This is a genomic window from Flavitalea antarctica (genome assembly GCF_054461535.1).
In genome coordinates this window covers 15615-33529 of the sequence record NZ_JBTLQG010000017.1, presented here as the reverse complement: position 1 = coordinate 33529, position 17915 = coordinate 15615, and the positions used below count along the sequence as shown (strand labels likewise).

16 protein-coding genes and 1 tRNA gene are annotated in these 17915 nt (G+C 44.0%); 10 read left to right on the top strand and 7 right to left on the bottom strand.

Annotation, left to right across the window (positions count from 1 at the left end; genetic code table 11):
- Window positions 1-19: 19 nt before the first annotated feature.
- From ACX0G7_RS15735 to ACX0G7_RS15720, 4 genes are all read right to left on the bottom strand, one after another.
- Window positions 20-577 carry a hypothetical protein gene (locus tag ACX0G7_RS15735; protein ID WP_458924456.1) on the bottom strand — a complete coding sequence of 186 codons (558 nt, stop codon included), beginning with the start codon at window positions 575-577 and terminating at the stop codon, window positions 20-22.
- A gap of 181 nt (window positions 578-758) precedes the next feature.
- Entirely contained in the window at window positions 759-1442 is a 684-nt protein-coding gene (locus tag ACX0G7_RS15730) for an SGNH/GDSL hydrolase family protein (RefSeq protein WP_458924455.1), read from the bottom strand.
- Between the two features lie 112 nt (window positions 1443-1554).
- Window positions 1555-4218 (bottom strand): TonB-dependent receptor, encoded by a 2664-nt coding sequence (locus ACX0G7_RS15725; RefSeq protein ID WP_458924454.1) that lies wholly within the window; start codon window positions 4216-4218, stop codon window positions 1555-1557.
- A gap of 276 nt (window positions 4219-4494) precedes the next feature.
- Complete coding sequence (locus tag ACX0G7_RS15720; protein ID WP_458924453.1) at window positions 4495-5055, bottom strand: hypothetical protein; 561 nt, start codon at window positions 5053-5055, stop codon at window positions 4495-4497.
- Between the two features lie 153 nt (window positions 5056-5208).
- On the opposite strand from ACX0G7_RS15720, the gene ACX0G7_RS15715 reads away from it, so the two are divergent.
- The 7 genes from ACX0G7_RS15715 to ACX0G7_RS15685 all read left to right on the top strand — a co-directional run bounded on the left by ACX0G7_RS15715 (window position 5209) and on the right by ACX0G7_RS15685 (window position 11626).
- Window positions 5209-5282: transfer RNA gene (locus tag ACX0G7_RS15715), tRNA-His, on the top strand.
- 281 nt (window positions 5283-5563) lie between these two features.
- Entirely contained in the window at window positions 5564-7705 is a 2142-nt protein-coding gene (locus ACX0G7_RS15710; protein WP_458924452.1) for a carboxy terminal-processing peptidase, read from the top strand.
- 103 nt (window positions 7706-7808) lie between these two features.
- Window positions 7809-8132, top strand: coding sequence for a 2Fe-2S iron-sulfur cluster-binding protein (locus ACX0G7_RS15705; protein WP_458924451.1), 324 nt, complete (start codon window positions 7809-7811; stop codon window positions 8130-8132).
- A gap of 11 nt (window positions 8133-8143) precedes the next feature.
- Window positions 8144-8665, top strand: a complete 522-nt coding sequence (locus ACX0G7_RS15700) for a KdsC family phosphatase (protein WP_458924450.1) — start codon at window positions 8144-8146, stop codon at window positions 8663-8665.
- A 30-nt stretch (window positions 8666-8695) separates the two neighbouring features.
- Entirely contained in the window at window positions 8696-9643 is a 948-nt protein-coding gene (locus tag ACX0G7_RS15695; protein WP_458924449.1) for a geranylgeranylglycerol-phosphate geranylgeranyltransferase, read from the top strand.
- 3 nt (window positions 9644-9646) lie between these two features.
- Complete coding sequence (locus ACX0G7_RS15690; protein WP_458924448.1) at window positions 9647-10273, top strand: Maf family nucleotide pyrophosphatase; 627 nt, start codon at window positions 9647-9649, stop codon at window positions 10271-10273.
- A gap of 57 nt (window positions 10274-10330) precedes the next feature.
- A complete protein-coding gene (locus ACX0G7_RS15685) occupies window positions 10331-11626 on the top strand; it encodes a DUF2851 family protein (RefSeq protein ID WP_458924447.1) in 1296 nt (431 codons plus the stop codon).
- Here the strand turns inward: ACX0G7_RS15685 and ACX0G7_RS15680 are convergent.
- A complete protein-coding gene (locus ACX0G7_RS15680) occupies window positions 11610-12047 on the bottom strand; it encodes an OsmC family protein (RefSeq protein WP_458924446.1) in 438 nt (145 codons plus the stop codon). The genes ACX0G7_RS15685 and ACX0G7_RS15680 overlap by 17 nt on opposite strands.
- Before the next feature lie 47 nt (window positions 12048-12094).
- Here ACX0G7_RS15680 and ACX0G7_RS15675 point away from each other — a divergent pair, with 47 nt between their 5' ends.
- The 3 genes from ACX0G7_RS15675 to ACX0G7_RS15665 are packed head-to-tail and all read left to right on the top strand — an operon-like array spanning window position 12095 to window position 14881.
- Entirely contained in the window at window positions 12095-12898 is an 804-nt protein-coding gene (locus ACX0G7_RS15675) for a hypothetical protein (protein WP_458924445.1), read from the top strand.
- 3 nt (window positions 12899-12901) lie between these two features.
- The gene (gene lipA, locus ACX0G7_RS15670; RefSeq protein WP_458924533.1) at window positions 12902-13924 is read left to right on the top strand and encodes a lipoyl synthase; all 1023 of its coding nucleotides are present in this window, start codon (window positions 12902-12904) and stop codon (window positions 13922-13924) included.
- 12 nt (window positions 13925-13936) lie between these two features.
- A complete protein-coding gene (locus ACX0G7_RS15665) occupies window positions 13937-14881 on the top strand; it encodes a phosphodiester glycosidase family protein (protein ID WP_458924444.1) in 945 nt (314 codons plus the stop codon).
- A 279-nt stretch (window positions 14882-15160) separates the two neighbouring features.
- Here the strand turns inward: ACX0G7_RS15665 and ACX0G7_RS15660 are convergent, their stop codons facing one another.
- On the bottom strand, window positions 15161-16138 hold the full coding sequence (locus ACX0G7_RS15660; protein WP_458924443.1) for an ROK family protein: 978 nt from the start codon (window positions 16136-16138) through the stop codon (window positions 15161-15163).
- Window positions 16139-16258: 120 nt separating this feature from the next.
- Window positions 16259-17914 carry an MFS transporter gene (locus ACX0G7_RS15655; protein ID WP_458924442.1) on the bottom strand — a complete coding sequence of 552 codons (1656 nt, stop codon included), beginning with the start codon at window positions 17912-17914 and terminating at the stop codon, window positions 16259-16261.
- Window position 17915: the final 1 nt, after the last annotated feature.

The window sequence follows — 17915 nt, the reverse complement described above, 5'->3', positions numbered from 1 at the left end:
CGCTGATACAAAATCTGCATTATTGCACGAAGAAGTAAAACATGGCCAGCACCAGGGATAGAATGCTGGCGGTTATGATATTTGCCTGATTGAGACGGAACTTCCGTCTGGTAGCTGGTAGAATGAGCAGGATAATTGATAATAAAATGATAAGCCAGCATGTTGCTGCTATCGCTATCAGCGCCGGTTCTTCCAACTTGAGAGACTGATAAACGGTACCACTGGAAATAACCAGCAGGAGGATCAGCACAACCATTCCCATGACCCATCCCACGGGTTTTCTCCGTAGTATGAGGAAGCCTCCTCCCAGGGCCAGACCAATCGTGATTAAAGTCCGGATATGACTCAGCAACTCAGACATCTTCATAGAGACTTTGTCGTCTGTAATGTAGATGGAGGGTGTAGTCTCCGAAAAAATAGAGATCAGCCACAGGGCCAGGTAAACAAACCCCGCAACCAATAACAGGATCGCACTGAATTTTTCGTACCTGGGAGAGGAGTGTTTCAGGTCGCTATCCCGCTCTTGAATATTTTTATTTAGGCTGTTTACCTGCGTGACTGTATTCTTGTCTGCCATTAATTGTTGCTGTTATGCCTGCGCCTTGGTCTCCCGACCGATCTTTCGCATCTTCTGTTAACTGGTTATGAAAGGCGTACCCTGATAAATTTTTGTTTGAAATGCTGACCCTTTCGCTTACCTGCAAGTAAAGCCCGCATCATTTTTTGTAGTTTGATTTGCTGTCCCCGGGCTCATTTGTTTATAAAAGCCTTGCATTATTGTTTTTCGTCCATCCGGAGCCGATAACAATCGGGGCGATGATAGGGACAAGTTTGTCGCACCACTTTCTATATTCCTTCCCCGATGGATGCAGCTGGTCCCCGGCTACCAGTGAAGGGTCATTTAAAGCATTCCTGGAGCTCCCGGTAATGTCTACATAATGAAAACCCTGTCGCAGTGAAATTTGCCTGTTCAATGAATTGAAGCGGTCAATTTCAAGGCTTATTTTCTCACGATCAAGCTCAGCTGCAAACGGTGTTGCTGACCAGTCAGGAATAGAAAGAACAATAACCCTTGACACATCATGGCTCGCGAAATCCAATGCTTTAGTAGCCAGTTGTTCAAATTCTTTTCCGTAATCATCTATTGAAAGGCCCCTGTATTGATTGTTTACGCCTATCAATAAGGTGACTACATCGAATTTTGTTTTGACGTCCGCCTTCCTGATGCCTTCAGATAACTCCGAGGTTGTCCACCCGGTTTGTGCAATTATAACGGGAGGGGCCATTAACCTTATGTCATTTTCCTGACCCTCCGTTGCCTCAGCGGCATACTGGTTTAATCTGCTCACGACCTGGAATGGGAAACTCTCAGGTTTTTGCACACCTTCCCCTGCGGTATAAGAGTCTCCCAAAGCAAGATATGTAAATGATAGTCTCTCCATTTCGGTATTCAATGTATAATAAATTTCCAGGTTGCTGTTGAAATAACAAAAGGTTGTTTTACCGCGGTAAAACAACCTTTATGCTCTTTATGGGAAGTTATAAGACTATTCTTTACTGTTGTGCTCCCTGCATTCCATTTTGCACACCTTCCGCTTCACCTCTCATATTCTTACGTTTGAACAAAGAAGTATCGAATTTTCCGAAGCGCCAGTTGAAGTTAAGTCTGAAGAACTGTGGATCACGACGACGGAATGAGTTCTGGATAAACAGATCTGACTCAGTGTACACATCATTGCGGCGGGTACGGAACACATCACTGAAGCTTAAAGTCAGGCTTGCTCTTTTTTCTTTCATGAACTCATATCTTACGGCAATATCAACTCCATAGGTCGGACGAACATATCCCTGTGAAGAGGATTGCGGACCACCGAAAAAGCCACCGCCTCCCATACCACGGCCACCACCGCCACCGCCGCCACCGCTTCCGCCCGGAGGTAAAACGGTCTTGGACTGATAGTCGCCACTTAATTGTATTGAAAAGTTTTTAGGAAGTTTGAAAGTATTATTGATTTTTCCGAACCAGCTATAAACATTTCCCTGGTTATCGAAACCTTCCTGCTCAACATCGATTTTCGAAGTAAAGAGATTTAAGCTCGACGTTACATCCCACCACTTTGTGAGGGGGTTCCTGCTTATTAATTCAACTCCACCAACATAGCTGCTGTTCGCGTTAATATAAGTATTGATAAATACTTCTTCTCCGGACACAGGATTTATTTCTTTACCCTGGAAGCGTGTGATCAGGTTGTCAGTGTATTTGAAGTATACAGAACTCATGAAACTGTGACCGCCATTAAACTGCTTGGAATAAGAAAGTTCCGAAGAATAAGTAAACTCAGGCGTCAGGTTTGGATTACCCCTGCTGAAGTTAAGCGAGTCGGAATAGTCAGTAAAGGGGAACAACTGGAAGAAGTTGGGCCTGTTGATCCGCCTGGTGATATTCAATTGCAATTCCTGGCCATTTTTCAGCTTCTGGCTTAGGAATATACTCGGAAACAGGCTGATCGGAAAACTGTTTCCGTAGCTGGAGGTAGTATCCTTGCCACCGGTTGTAACAGTCTCCACTTCTCCGTCATATTCAGAACTCTCAACTCTAAGACCGATCTGATAACCAAAATCCCTGATGGCGTTAGTGAATGTCACATAACCGGCATAAACCTTATCACTGTTAATGTACTTGGATGACAACTGCGGCACTTTAAAAAATATTCCTGTTGCCGTATCCTGGTAAATATCATTTTTGCTGTCAACATTCCTGATCTGCATCCGGGCGCCAAACTCCAGCTTTGCCTTTTCAGTGATAGGGTTTACGTAGTCAGTCTGGAACGTAACGAACTTATTTGTTCCGCCGCCAATCACCCGCTGATTAAAATAAGTCTGGGGGCTGCCACCATATTTATCGTAATAATTGGTGCTGGTAAGAGTATTGTTTTCGTTCCTGCTTCCATTATAGTTGATATCAGCGGTAAGCTCTTCTCCGGGTTTCACAAAAAGCTTTTTATAACTCAACTGTGCACCGGTGTTTCTGAAGTTACCTTCGGTATTAGCCAACCTTTGACTATAAGTAGAAAGTGTGCCACCTGTTGTATAATTATCGATGAAGATATCACTTGTGGTATATGGCTGAAAGTTTCCTCTTACAACAACGCCGGAAGCACTGATGGTGTTCCGGTTATTGATAAAGTAGTCGAATCCGGCACGGCCAAAAGCAAAATATCCTTCATTAACGTTTTTATCATTTTGCTTAAGGAATGATTGCTTCCCGGTGATAAAGGTCTCCCGCTCGGTAGTTCCGGTTGAGATGGATTTACGCTGGCTGAAGTTCCCATTCACAAATGCATTAAATTTTCCCTGCCGCACGTTGATATCGCCACCAAGGTTAACCTTCGCGCGCTGATCAATACCGGCTCTCAGGGTACCGTTATACCCGGTCTTCCTGTTTTTCTTCAAGACAATGTTCAGAATTCCCGCAGTACCACCGGATGCATCAAATTTCGCGGATGGGTTGGTAATTAATTCCACGCTGGCGATGGCGTCAGCAGGGATTTGCTCCAATGTGAGGTTAGTGGGTCGCCCGTCAATAAACAGCTGCGGCGCATTGTTTCTCATTGTCACATTACCATCAATGTCAACCGACAAGGACGGAATGCTTTTCATGATATCTGTTGCTGTACCACCGGTAGAGGTGATGTTTTTTTCGACATTGAAGATTTTCCGGTCAATTCCCATTGACATCAGCGGTTTCGATGCAGTCACGGTAACACTTTCAAGAACTTTAGAGTCCATAGCCAATTTGATGTTACCAAGATCTTTGTCTGCCGCTGCCAACGCTGCACTCATATCGCCTGGTTTTCCCATTTTCATGTCGAAGCCGACCTGTTGTTCAACTTCTTTATAACCTATGGCGGTAATTCTAAGCCGGTATTTGCCGAAAACCGGTAGACCTTCTATGCTGAAATCACCTGATTTCCGTGTCAGCATACCGCCGAGGACGGTATCCACTCTTTTGTTGTTTACACTATCAAATTTTGAGGATAACAGCTGAACAGATACTGCCTCAAGGCCTTTGTTTGTTTTTTCGTCAACAATTTTTCCATAGAAGTGGCCGATATTCATCGACTGTCCCCCTGGTCCGCGGCCGCCACCACCGGGTCTTTGAGCGGACACAAATAAAGATGCAAAGACAAAAAACGTCATCAGGAGCGCGTTTCTCATGTTGGTACAGTAGGTTTTGGTTAATTTAAATCGCAAGGTCAACATATTAATAATAAAAAATGATGTGTATGGGATGAAAGGTTAGACTCTGGTTACAGGCAAAACCTGTGGTTTTCCAGAATTAATTTTGTTAAAATGTGTTAACAAAAACACATGAAAAGTTGAGCGTCCAGGTAAGCCTGATGATGGCCAGGTTCGTTCAGAAACAAGGCTGACTGAGTTGATTCAGAAACACTATGACAAGATCGTTTCAGAGACACAGTTGGAAGCAATATTTCAGAAGCAGAGAAAATAAATCAGGATATTGGCCAGGCCGGTGATAAACCCACTCATCAACCCAACGACGGTAAAAAGTTTTCCCAGCGCGGGTTTTAGGATTACTTCAAGATCTGCCGCGGGGATCGCGGCTAGTCTTTGTGCTATTTCTGCCCGGTAATCCAGGCCGCCGGCCAGGTCCGTAGCGTACTTATTCAGCACCTCAGGAAAAATAACTTCCAGCTCCTGCATAAATACCGTTTTCAGCTGGGTTATTGTACGTTCGCCTATCAACATTCCTATCATCGGGATGGCGGTCTTCAACCTGTTGCGCAAAAAGTCATCTATGTGATGTTCTATTACTGGCATAAGCCTCATAAAATGGCCAGGGTTTGCAACCTGTTCGAGGATTATGTCCGAAGAGATCATTTTGGAGGATACATAGGTGGCAAGCTGTTCGGTGAGTCCCGCTCTTCTTTTGTTTAACGCAACATGAATCACTCTCCTGGAAAGAATCCACCCGGTTAGCCAGCCAATCAGCATCCCCGCCACAGGAAATAACAATAACCTTAGAACCATCATTCTGCTATACTCTTTTGTCTGTATTAAGTTCGATGTAGTGTTTATTTTCAGAGATACTTTGCTCTGAAAACGGCTGCAAAGAAAGCATAAACAAAATTCTTTCAACTGTTTTTTGAATGAAATCATAATTCTATTACTTTTGCAATTCAAATGGTGGTTGTAGCTCAGTTGGTTAGAGCATCAGATTGTGGTTCTGAGGGTCGTGGGTTCGAGCCCCATCAGTCACCCGAAAAAGGAAATTTATAAGCCGGCTTCACAGCCGGCTTTTTCTTTTTTATACCAGTTTTTACCGGCCATCAAGGATATTGGATAATCCGCGTTTTTCTTTGCATATTGAGTGGTTGCTGATCAGCGGCGATGAATTTCCGGGACGGAAAACCCGCTCTGAGAATGGTTTCGGACAGGCGAGAACATTTGGCCAAAGCTGTTGTTAATATTGATCCTGAACAGCAACAACAAATCTTTTTTATCGTTATTTTTGGAATCAATGAAAAATGCGTTAGCCATTATGTTTAAAAAGAAAAATTTACCCGTTGTAATCTTACTGGTAGGTGCAGGGATGATACTTGCATTCAGGAGTTTTGGAATCGGCAGCGGCGCTCCCCCCACTAAATATGAAAAGATTCTTCATAATGTCGGTGACATGATTTCAGAGATTCATTATAGTCCCAAAAAGATCAATGATGACTTTTCGAAAGAAATCTTCAATAAATATCTCAAAGAGAAAGTGGATGCTCAGAAAAACATCCTGATCCAGGCTGACATTAGTCAGCTGAAAAAGTTTGAGACAAAACTTGATGATGAAATCCTGGGCGGTGCGGTGCAGTTTGTTCCCGCTGTTTCGGAGATCTACAAAAAGAGGCTGGCAGAAACCGAGGCGATATATAAAGAATTACTCGCGAAGCCATTCGAGTTTAACTCGGATGAAACGTTCAATATGAATTCGGACAAAATTGATTTTCCGAAGAACGAGGCTGAAAGAAAAGATGCCTGGAGAAAAAGATTGAAATATTATGTGCTTGACAGGTATTCAGAGGCACAGGACGTACGCGAAAAAAACAAAGACAAAAAAGATTTTGTAGTAAAGTCTGATGCCGAACTTGAAAAAGATGCAAGAGCTAAGGTACTTGCAATCATGAACCGGACTTATGAGCGTTTGAAGTTAAAAGTATCTGACGATGACCGTTTCAATGATTTTGTAAATACCATCACAGAAACCATGGATCCCCACAGTACCTTTTTTCCGCCAGTGGAGAAAAGATACTTTGACGAGCAGATGAGTGGTAAGTTCTTCGGAATCGGCGCCTCACTGATCAGGGAAGAAGATGGTAATATCAAAATAGGCACATTACTTACCGGAAGCCCGGCCTGGAAGTCGGGAAAGATCGCAGTAGGTGATCTGATCATGAAGGTAGGACAGGGTAAAGAAGAGCCGCTTGATCTCACAGGTTTTGCTGTTGAAGATGCTATCAAAGTAATCAGGGGTAAGAAGGGTACCGAAGTGAAGTTGACTTTGAAGAAGGCTGATGGAGCCATAAAGGTTGTTTCACTGATCCGTGATGAGATTGTGCAGGATGAAACCTTCGCACGGAGTGCTATAGTTAACGGACCCAAAGGAAAGATCGGGTTCATTTATCTTCCTGAGTTTTATGCAGATTTTGATGATCCCAAGGGACCACGGTGTTCGGAAGATGTCAGAAAGGAAATCATAAAACTGAAAGAGCAGAAAGTTGATGGCATCATCCTCGATCTCCGCAGCAATGGTGGTGGATCATTATACGACGTTGTTCAGATGGTTGGCCTGTTCATTGAAGGTGGTCCCATCGTTCAGGTTAAAGACCGTGACGGTAAACCACAGATTTATTATGACCGGGACAAGAGTGTGCTGTATGATGGTCCTTTGGCAGTTATGGTAAATGAGTTCAGTGCTTCTGCTTCGGAAATATTTGCAGCAGCAATTCAGGATTATGACAGGGGCGTGATCATCGGCAGCACTTCTACCTATGGCAAAGGAACTGTTCAACGTAATATCGGGCTGGATAAAATGCTTGGTATGGTTAATTCCAACAGTGACCTGGGAACTGTCAAGCTGACCCTGCAAAAATTTTATCGGATAAATGGGGGCTCTACCCAGCTTCGCGGTGTTGCTTCCGATATTGTACTCCCCGATATCACAGAGTACTACAAAGCGCGTGAAAAGGACAATCCCGATGCATTGCCATGGGATGAGATAAAGAAGGCAGATTATAGCCGTTGGAAATACGGACTGGATCTTAAACCCATCAAGCAGGCAAGTCTTGAAAGAACCAAAAGCAATGATTTTTTCAATGTTGTATCAACCAAAGGAGAGTGGCTGGTTAAACAGAATGATAACCTGGTCACACTTAACCTGAAAAAACATAAAGCAGAGCAAAACCAGGTAAGAGCAGCAACAAAACAGATTGACAGTTTGAATAAACTGACCCAGGAACTGGACGTGCAGGCACTTGCCGAAGATTCCAAAAGGCTTGAATACGATGTTGCAAAATCAGACAGGTTTAAGAACTGGATCAAAAATCTTCGCACCAATGATGTTTATCTTAACGAAACGGTCAACATTGTAAGTGACATGATCGTTCAAAAAAACATCGTGTATAATTCCAAGAAATAATTATAATCAGATAATATAGAAGGCTGTCCGGGTTAACCGGGCAGCTTTTTTTGCATCAGGATATCCCCTCCACCTGATTTTCATTATGTTTGCCCGGTAAACAATGTATTCAATTACTTTTCAGCGACACAATTCAACCGACCTTCCGGTGATCTTGCATAAGGTAAAACCGGGTCAGAGCCTGCTGGAAGTAGCCATGGATCATGCAATTGGCATTGCGCATGAATGCGGTGGAATGTGCAGTTGCGGAACCTGCCATATTTTGCTTAGCCAGGGAGATGGATTTGTTGAATATAAATCGAAACGTGAACTTCATCAGCTCGCGAAGATCGGGGCATCCAATGTTCATTCACGGCTGGCCTGTCAATGTGTTTTATTGCCTGGCAGGGGTCATTTGGTCGTGTACTTTTCTATCTCTTCTGTTTAAACCGGTTTATCATGTTCCTCCTGGATCTTTTTAAAAATATCAGGCTTTTTGTTTTCGACGTTGACGGCGTGTTAACAGATGGTACCATAATGATTGCCGGGGACGGTGATTATGCGCGAAAGATGAATGTGAAGGATGGCTACGCATTGCAGCTCGCCAAAAAAAGAGGTTATGCTATCATGGTAATTTCCGGCAGTGACGCACCGGCAGTAGAGGTCAGGATGCGGAAGCTCGGGATCAATGATGTGCATATGAAGGTCACTGATAAACTGAAGTACCTGGTTGAATATATGAACGTTAATGGATATGATCGTTCACAGGTTCTTTTTATGGGAGATGATATGCCAGATATCGAAGCCATGCAATATGCAGGTATTGCCTGTTGTCCTTCTGATGCAGTGCCTGAAGCGAAGGCAGTGGCCGGCTATATTTCACCTTTCAAGGGAGGCGATACCTGCGTACGGGACGTAATCGAAAAGGTACTAAAACAGAACAGTCACTGGGAACATATAGAAGACATTGCAAGCAGGTAATGCGACTTTAATAATTATCTTCGGACGGCAATGAAGTTAATACTCGCTTTTTTCAGACTGGTGCGATCGCTGAACCTCGCGTTTATCGTTCTTACCCAGTTTCTTTTCCGTTACTGTATTGTTTTACCTGCCTATGCCAGCCAGGGCCTTAGTCCACGCCTGTCAGATTCCTTATTCCTGGTACTTGTATTTTCATCAGTTTGTATTGCAGCCGCCGGTTATGTGATCAACGATTATTTTGATCTTAATATAGATCGTGTCAATAAACCCGGTAAGCTGGTTGTTGATAAGATCATCGGACGAAGGTTTGCCATCCTCTGGCATCTTGGTCTGTCTTTCCTCGGCATTGTGTTAAGTTTTTATGTCGGATGGAAAGCAGGTAACCTGTTCATAGGGTTCGCAAACATCGCGTGTGTGATCCTGCTTTGGTTTTACTCAACAACATTTAAGAAAAACCTGCTGATCGGTAATGTTATTATCTCGCTTCTTACATCATGGGTGGTACTTGTATTGTATGTTGCTGAAATACCACAACTACCGTTTCTGCCGGTAGACAATGGTGTAATGCAGGTGGTGAAGCGTATTTTTAAACTTGCCATACTATATGGGGGATTTGCTTTTATTATATCTCTCATCCGCGAGGTTATAAAGGATATTGAGGACATGACAGGTGATGCAAAATATGGCTGCCGTACCATGCCCATTGTGTGGGGACTAAACGTTTCCAAAGTTTTTATTGCCACCTGGCTCATAGTACTCATCAGCATTTTGTTTATCATACAACTCTACGTGTTTCCTTTCCGTTGGTATGGTTTAATGATTTACTGCATTTTATTCATCATAATTCCGTTGTTAATTGTATTCAGACGACTGTTTGCCGCTAATTCTTCGGGCGATTTCCACCGGCTAAGCAGCCTTGTGAAAATAACGATGGCTACCGGGATTATTTCGATGGTATTTTTCAAGATTTATCTTTAATGGATGCTAACAAGTATGGATAGCCGCAACCTGCCTGGAATGCCAAACCGTGATTTGCAACAAAGGCGGCTGATACTAGCTTCACAATCGCCAAGACGTCGCCAGCTGCTTGAATGGGCGGAGTTGAATTTTGAGGTGATCATAGTTCCAACCAGCGAAGCTTTTCCCGATGATCTGAAAACCGATGAGATTCCAGTGCATATTGCCCGGAATAAAGCCATAGCGGTTCAGGCCGGGCTGCACGATCAGGCAGAAGCTATCATTATCGCGGCAGACACCGTTGTGGTATTAGACGGAGAAATTATTGGAAAACCCGCATCTGCGCAGGAGGCGTTTGAGATTCTCTCGCGGCTTTCAGGCCGTGTGCACCAGGTAATAACCGGTGTTTGTATCATGGGTAAAGAAGAAGTGATGTTTGCTGATACCACTTCCGTAGAATTTCACTCATTGACCCACGATGAGATCTGGTTCTATATCAATAAATATGCACCTTATGATAAGGCAGGTGCTTACGGCATCCAGGAATGGATAGGCGTAACTGGTATTAAAAGTATAAATGGCGACTTTTATAACGTGATGGGTCTGCCGGTGAGCCGGGTTTTACAAGCGTTAAAAGCTCCTGGTATTTAAGAAAATGCTCATGGTCCGCTGCTGTCATGCGCTTAATTTGATTGCGAAATTGAGGGTATGACGGAAAAGCTTCTGCAGTATATCTGGAAACACCAGTACTTTAATAAAAATGACCTGGTTACAGATGGAGAGATGCCTGAGCAACTGGTGATCCTGACACCGGGAATCTATAATACAGACCAGGGGCCGGACTTCAGGGAGGCCAGGATCAGGATAGGTGACCGGGTCTGGGCAGGCAATGTTGAGCTGCATGTGATGGCCTCCGACTGGCAAAAACACAAACACCAGGAGGACCCAAATTATGTAAGCGTCGTGTTGCATGTTGTCTGGGAAAACGATCTGTCGCTCACGAACTACGAACCGGCCATAGTTTCGCTTGCACCAAGAGTTTCCAAGTTTTTATTGCAACAGTACGAAGAATGGATGAAGAGTCCTTCTTTCATCCCCTGTAGCTCGCAGTTAGTATCAGTACCTGACCTTGTCTGGACCAAATGGAAGGAGAGGTTATTGATAGAACGGCTTGAAAAGAAAACCATATCGATCTATGACTATCTCGGTTCAAATAAAAATCATTGGGAAGAAGTTTTCTGGTGGTTGCTTGCGAGGAACTTCGGCATAACGGTCAACCGGGATGTCTTTGAAATGGTAGCTCAATCACTACCGGTTAATATCATTGGCAAACACAAAAATCAAATCCACCAGATCGAATCCCTTTTATTCGGGCAGGCAGGTTTGTTGAATGCACGGTTTACTGAAGCATATCCGGCCATGCTCAAAAAAGAGTATCAATTCCTGAAAAAGAAATATGCATTAAAGCCGGTTTTCGCACCCGTTCACTTTCTGAGAATGAGACCGGTTAATTTCCCGTCTATCCGGCTGGCGCAACTCGCCATGTTATTGTTTCAATCCGAACACCTGTTTTCAAGAGTATTGACAGTTGAGCATTTGTCCGAACTCCGGAAGATGTTCAGTATAACAGCAAACGACTATTGGCATTATCACTTCCGGTTTGAAGAGACAACCACTTATCAACCAAAAAAACTTGGTCAGCAAATGATTGATAACATTATCATCAACACAGTTGTGCCGATTGTTTTTGCATACGGTCATTACCACCAGGATCCTGCCATCAAGGACAAGGTATTACACTGGCTTGATATTATGAATGCAGAAAAAAACCGAATTACCACCAGGTTTTACTCATTCGGCATCAGGTGCCAGAATGCTTTTGACAGCCAGGCTTTATACGAGCTGAAAACAAAATACTGCGATGAAAAGCGGTGCCTTGAATGTGCTGTAGGCAATTCAATATTAAAAAGACCCGAAGGCGTTCTGATCAAAGGCCCGGGCTAACATCTACAGGACTGGCGGTCCAGTTGAAATCTGCTTTTATCTCTATATCAGGATTTATACTGTAAATAACAGGGCAGCTGTGTGCTGCTCTTTCCAGGATTGTTTTTTGTTTTTCATCGAGTTCCAGCGATGGCGGGAAATGAAATGTTAAATTTATTCCACCAATTCTCCGTGGATCAGCCTTCATGATTTTCTCTACATCTATTTTTACATCGCTGAGATCAACGTTCATATCCCTTGCCTTTATTCCCATTATAGTAAGCATGCAGCTTCCAAGCGCAGTGGCCACCAGATCAGAGGGTGAAAAACGTTCGCCTTTTCCCTGATTATCCGGTGGAGCATCCGTCTCTATCACTGATCCCGACTTTAAATGAGTACAAACTGTCCTAAGATTTCCTTCGTATACAACTGTAGAGGTCATATCAGTTTTTAGCCTAAATTTACGTTAGATAAATCAAATCATTACCGGTGAAGAAAATTGTTTCGTTATTTATCGCTTGTCTTATTGTAGCAACAACCCTGGCACAAACCGTTCCCGCACCACCAAAGCAATCAAAAAAGGCTCAGAAAAAGAATGCAAAAAAAGAACGGATCAATCAGCTGCTTCGACAGGAAGAAGAAGGTGAATTGATTTTTAATAAACACAGCATTTTTGGAATTAAACTTGCCACCGATGGGTATGGAGTGACCTATGAATCAGGCAGGTTCATCACCCCACGCAAAGCCTTCCTTCTTCAATTTGAGATCAGCGAAAAGAAACATCAAAAAGAAAAGAAACAGGCGGCTTCGGCAAATGCATTCCAGGTCAATTCTGTTGTATATGGAAAACTCGCAAATTTTTACCAGTTTAAATTTGGAGTAGCTCAGCAACGGATACTTGGTGGAAAAGGTAACAGGAATGGTGTTGCAGTGAGTGCGGTGTATGGTGGCGGCCTGATCCTGGGTGTTTCGAAGCCTTATTTTGTAGATGTCCAGAACCCATCCAATCAGACTTTACGACGCACTTACCCGCTCATCATTGATAGTAACTATTTTGAGATCAAGGCAGCTGGCTTTGGTGTTGGGTGGAATGAATCGCAGATCAAACTTGGCGCACAGGCTAAAGCAGGTATGCGGTTCGACTATGGTCGCTTAAATGATGGTGTTACTGCTATCGAAGTGGGACTTCAGACCGAATATTATGGAAGAAAGGTGCCGCAAATGGCGTACAATGAGCAAAAACAATTTTTCTTCAGTGCTTACGTAACCCTGTTACTTGGCAGGCGAAAGTGACGTATTTTTGCAGACGGATCGGTTCAAACATTTTTAAATAGCGGATGTTGTTATACAGCGCTCGCTTCGAACAGGTCTGAAAATAGAAAAAAGATGGATGAACTCCCTATAGTTAGCAATATTACCCAGGAAACACGTGTTAAAAAACCAGACTGGCTTCGGGTTAAACTTCCGATCGGCGAAAGTTATAAACATGTCCGTGGGCTGGTAGATACGCATAAACTTCATACAATCTGTGAAAGTGGTAATTGTCCCAATATGGGAGAGTGCTGGGGAGAAGGAACGGCCACTTTCATGATACTTGGTAATGTGTGCACCCGCAGTTGCGGATTTTGCGCGGTTGCCACAGGCCGGCCCGCGCCGGTAGACTGGGATGAACCACAGCGTGTCGCCGAGGCTATTAATCTCATGAAAGTAAAACATGCTGTTCTCACCTCTGTTGACAGGGATGAAATAAAAGATGGTGGCAGTATCATCTGGTATAATACCATCCGGGCAGTGAAGGCGCTTAACCCGGATACAACGCTTGAAACCCTGATACCGGATTTCAAAGGACAAACTGAAAATATTCAACGCATCATTGATGCTGCTCCTGAAGTGGTATCACATAATATAGAAACAGTTGAGCGATTGACCAGGCAGGTGAGGATCCAGGCTAAGTACCGGAGAAGCATGGAAGTGCTCAGGGTGCTTAAGCAAGGCGGCATGCGGACCAAAAGCGGGATAATGCTCGGTCTTGGCGAAACGAAAGAAGAAGTGATACAAACCTTGCGTGATCTGAGCGATACCGGTGTTGACGTAGTTACCATCGGCCAGTATCTTCAGCCTTCTAAAAAGCATCTGCATGTACATCGGTTTGTTCACCCTGATGAATTCAATGAATATAAGGAGATAGGGTACCAGTTCGGTCTTGATTATGTTGAAAGTGGTCCATTGGTACGTTCATCCTACCATAGCGAAAGGCATGTAATTCCAGGTTTTGGAAGAAAACAATGGGAGGAAAGCAAAATCTTAAGTTATCAATAAAACGTATTTCGTTTGAGGTCAATTAAAATACTGGGTGTCCTGCTGCTTGCAGCAGGATTTTCTGTTAATGGACAGGTTAAATGGAAAGATGTAAGTGCTGATTTCGGTTCCCTGCCTGAATCCATTCAGGTTTATAAAAGCACAGACTCATTTAACGGGCGACCGTTTATCGGTTATTATGTTGCTGCTGACCTGATGGATAAGGCCATCTCCTTTACCACCGAATCGGGTGAGGGTCAACGTTACACTCCCGCGCAATATTATCTCAGGGTCGATTCGCCTTTGGTGGTGGTTAATGGTACTTTTTTTTCCTTCACCACTAACCAGAATCTCAATGCACTGATCAAAGACGGACGACTGGTTGCTTATAATGTGCCCGCATTAAAAAGCAAAGTGACAGATTCCTTTTACTATCCTACAAGAGGTGCAATTGGCATTTCAAAAAAACGAAAAGCTGATGTTGCCTGGTTGTTTACGGACACTGCAGCTGTTTATCCTTATGCATTTGAGCGTGATCCGCTGATCGCGGCGGGCACAAATCCCGACCCCGCTTTTGCGGACCTGAAGACTTTTGATAAATGGAAAAAGTGGAAGATGGAAACGGCAATCGGCGGAGGACCGGTGCTTGTTCATAAAAAGAAAATCAGGATCACCAATAAAGAGGAACAGATGTTTGTTAACGGCGAAAAGGACAGGCATCCACGCACCGCAATGGGCTACACCAGGAACAATAAATTAATTATCCTCGTTATCCAGGGAAGGTTTCCAGGTGAAGCGGAGGGAGTAACGCTACAGGAAGAAGCAGAGATATTGCTTAGCCTTGGTTGTGTGGAAGCTTTGAACCTTGACGGAGGCGGAAGCAGTTCTATGCTGGTAAACGGTATGAAAACTATTAAGCCATCGGACAAGGGCAATGAGCGCCCGGTTCCAGGCGTGTTTTTAATTAAGAAAAGTTAATTGTCAGGTTCCAGGCGTGTTTTTAATTAAGAAAAGTTAATTGTCAGGTTCCCGGCGTGTTCTTAATTAAGAAAAGTTAATTGCCAGGTTCCGGGCGTGTTCTTAATTAATAAAAGTTAATTGCCAGGTTCGGGCTGGATAGGTCCGATTCCTGGCTTTATAGAGATCTTTAGGCCAGGCACAAGTGCTTGTTTCAGACTACTAATCCGGTTTCAGATTGAGGTCATACCCTGGATTGCAATCTCTACCCGAGGTGGATGATTTTTAAGTTGCAACTCCCTATTTGAGGTCCCAGGCCAGCGCGCTTGCACCCAGTATTGCAGCATCGGATTCCTTCAAATGGCTCACCAGTATCCGCACCTTATTTTGAAACACCTGGATCAGGTTGGCTTCCATTGCCTCACGGGTCGGCTTTAAGATATAATCACCCGCCTTTGTCAATCCCCCAAATAATATAATTGCCTGCGGGCTGGAGAACATAATGAAGTTGGCCAGGGCGAGACCAAGGATCTTGCCGGTATATTCAAATATATCTTTCGCAAGCTTATCTCCCTGGATTGCTGCATCATAAACCGCTTTGGAATCAAGCTGTGCTTTTGGAACCGAACGAAGGAGGCTCGGCTCTTTGCTGTTTTCAAGCATTTCGATCGCGGTAAGCATAACGCCTGTAGCAGACGCATAGCTTTCCAATGATCCGCGTTTGCCTGTTCCCTGGTGCAAACGACCGTCCGGGATAATAATAGTATGACCCAGTTCACCTGCGAATCCATCATGCCCATAAATCAGGTGACCGTTTGCAACGATGCCGCTACCAACACCGGTACCCAGGGTAATCATAATGAAATCCTTCATACCCTGTGCGGCGCCATACATCATTTCACCGATCGCTGCAGCATTGGCATCATTGGTCAGTGAAACCGGAAGCTGAAATTTGTCCTGGATCAGTTTTGCCAGTGGAATAATTCCTTTCCATGGCAGGTTGGGAGCATATTCTATTGTTCCGGTGTAAAAGTTTCCGTTGGGAGCTCCGACACCGATCCCTTTTATTCTTCCCTGGCCGCCCGCCTTCACGATCAGCGGGTAGAGGCTTTCATGCAAATCATCAATGAAACTGTCAACGTCGGCGTGCGCCCTGGTGGAAATTTCACTTGAAAAAAGCACATTTCCATTTCGGTCAACGATACCAAATTTAGTACCGGTACCTCCAATGTCTATACCTATAACCAAAGCATCCAGTGACGAAGTCGTTTTTTCCATATGAGCAAAAGTACAATTTACATTTTCTAATGTCAATCAATATGCGAAGCGCAGATCAGTATCCGGACCGGCAACAGATGGTATAAGTGGCCACAGCCGCTAAGACAGACTATCTGATACTTAATGTCCTCCCCCGATTTGTTGGTCAAAGTCCAGTCCCTGGCTCTTTAGAACAGATTTAAGCTTAAAGGCGATAAAAGCCAGCAGCGCAAAACAAACGGCTGCGACTATATACGAATTATGGAACCCGATTGATGGGATGTCGCCAAGTGAACCCTGGAATGGTGGTATAACCGCACCACCAAGTATCATCATGATCAGGAAAGCTGATCCCTGGCTGGTATACTTTCCAAGTCCCCCGACACCAAGTGAAAATATACATGGCCACATTACAGAACAACACAGACCACCGGCCATGAATGCATATACGGACATAATGCCCGTTGTAAAGATTCCTATCAGCATAGCAATCGTTGCCAGCACTGAGACCGTAACCAGTGTCTTTACAGGCTTTTCCTGTCCGTAGAAAAATGCTATGATGGCAATGACAACCCAGATTGCAAACCCATAGAGATCTGAAACGTCCTTGCCATTTAGCTGATTGGCAAAAAGGATCACCCCAAAAGCGATGAAAGGTACAACCACCATCGCTATCCTCTTATAAAACAGCGACAAATTAAACACAGAAATAGCCCCGGTCCACCTTCCGATCATTAAGCTACCCCAGTACAGCGAAATATATTTTGAAATCGTACTTTCCTGCAAACCGGCTTCAGTTAAGTAACCCGGGCTCAGCAACAGTGCCCCGAAATTGTTATCTATTGTTACTTCAACACCAACGTAGATGAATATTCCTATCATGCCATAGATCAACTGTTGATACCTCATGGCACCCCATCCTGCAGGACTTTTGGTAGCCTGTGCGTTGGAGACAAACAGAATCGCAATAACAGCCGCGATAGTAATTATCAACAGGGTCAGTTTCGGAACCTCGGTTAACTGCCCGATAAGGATCAGCACCACTATGCTGGCAGTCATGATCATCAGGGAACCTGCAGCTTTATTTGCCTTTTCAAACTTATCATCGTTTTTACCGGCGGGTAGTTTGGAGATAGCAAAAAATATTGCCACGGCGAGAAACACACCGGCCACAATGAGATAAAGCGTGTTGATATTGGTTATAGTCACTTCTTTTACTTCACTGCCCACTGAGCCAAACAAAAAGATGTTGATAATAATTGGTCCCAGCGTTGTACCAAATGAGTTTATGCCTCCGGCAAGGTTGAGTCTGTGAGATCCAGTTGCAGGATCTCCGAGCGCAATGGCAAAGGGCTGTGCTGCTGTTTGTTGTAATGAAAAGCCAAGTGCCACTACAAACAATGAAGCAAGTATCGCCGGAAATGAATTGGCATTTGCGGAAGGTATAATCAGCAGTGCGCCGACTATTGAGATAAGTAAGCCATAAATGATGCCTTTTTTATAACCCATCCGGTTTAATATATCATGCCCGGTGGTATTAGATGCGATGAACAATATCAATGAGCCAATGAAATACGCTCCATAAAAAGCTGAGCCGATCAGTTGCGATTCAAACTGTGTTAACTGGAAATGCGCTTTACAAAATGGAATCAGGATACTGTTTGATGCTGCTATAAAGCCCCAGAAGAAAAAGACTATTACTAACGTTGCCAGGGCACCGGTGTTTGTCGGTTGTTTGCCGGGGTTGGTACGTAAATCCGCAGTTCGTTCAATTGTTGGTTGTTTAACCTGATTCATA

Bases quoted from the DNA above. Each gene is read 5' to 3' on its own strand.
- ACX0G7_RS15735 (WP_458924456.1), bottom strand. From the start codon at position 577: ATGGCAGACAAGAATACAGTCACGCAGGTAAACAGCCTAAATAAAAAT.
- ACX0G7_RS15730 (WP_458924455.1), bottom strand. From the start codon at position 1,442: ATGGAGAGACTATCATTTACATATCTTGCTTTGGGAGACTCTTATACC.
- ACX0G7_RS15725 (WP_458924454.1), bottom strand. From the start codon at position 4,218: ATGAGAAACGCGCTCCTGATGACGTTTTTTGTCTTTGCATCTTTATTT.
- ACX0G7_RS15720 (WP_458924453.1), bottom strand. From the start codon at position 5,055: ATGATGGTTCTAAGGTTATTGTTATTTCCTGTGGCGGGGATGCTGATT.
- ACX0G7_RS15710 (WP_458924452.1), top strand. From the start codon at position 5,564: ATGTTTAAAAAGAAAAATTTACCCGTTGTAATCTTACTGGTAGGTGCA.
- ACX0G7_RS15705 (WP_458924451.1), top strand. From the start codon at position 7,809: ATGTATTCAATTACTTTTCAGCGACACAATTCAACCGACCTTCCGGTG.
- ACX0G7_RS15700 (WP_458924450.1), top strand. From the start codon at position 8,144: ATGTTCCTCCTGGATCTTTTTAAAAATATCAGGCTTTTTGTTTTCGAC.
- ACX0G7_RS15695 (WP_458924449.1), top strand. From the start codon at position 8,696: ATGAAGTTAATACTCGCTTTTTTCAGACTGGTGCGATCGCTGAACCTC.
- ACX0G7_RS15690 (WP_458924448.1), top strand. From the start codon at position 9,647: ATGCTAACAAGTATGGATAGCCGCAACCTGCCTGGAATGCCAAACCGT.
- ACX0G7_RS15685 (WP_458924447.1), top strand. From the start codon at position 10,331: ATGACGGAAAAGCTTCTGCAGTATATCTGGAAACACCAGTACTTTAAT.
- ACX0G7_RS15680 (WP_458924446.1), bottom strand. From the start codon at position 12,047: ATGACCTCTACAGTTGTATACGAAGGAAATCTTAGGACAGTTTGTACT.
- ACX0G7_RS15660 (WP_458924443.1), bottom strand. From the start codon at position 16,138: ATGGAAAAAACGACTTCGTCACTGGATGCTTTGGTTATAGGTATAGAC.
- ACX0G7_RS15655 (WP_458924442.1), bottom strand. From the start codon at position 17,914: ATGAATCAGGTTAAACAACCAACAATTGAACGAACTGCGGATTTACGT.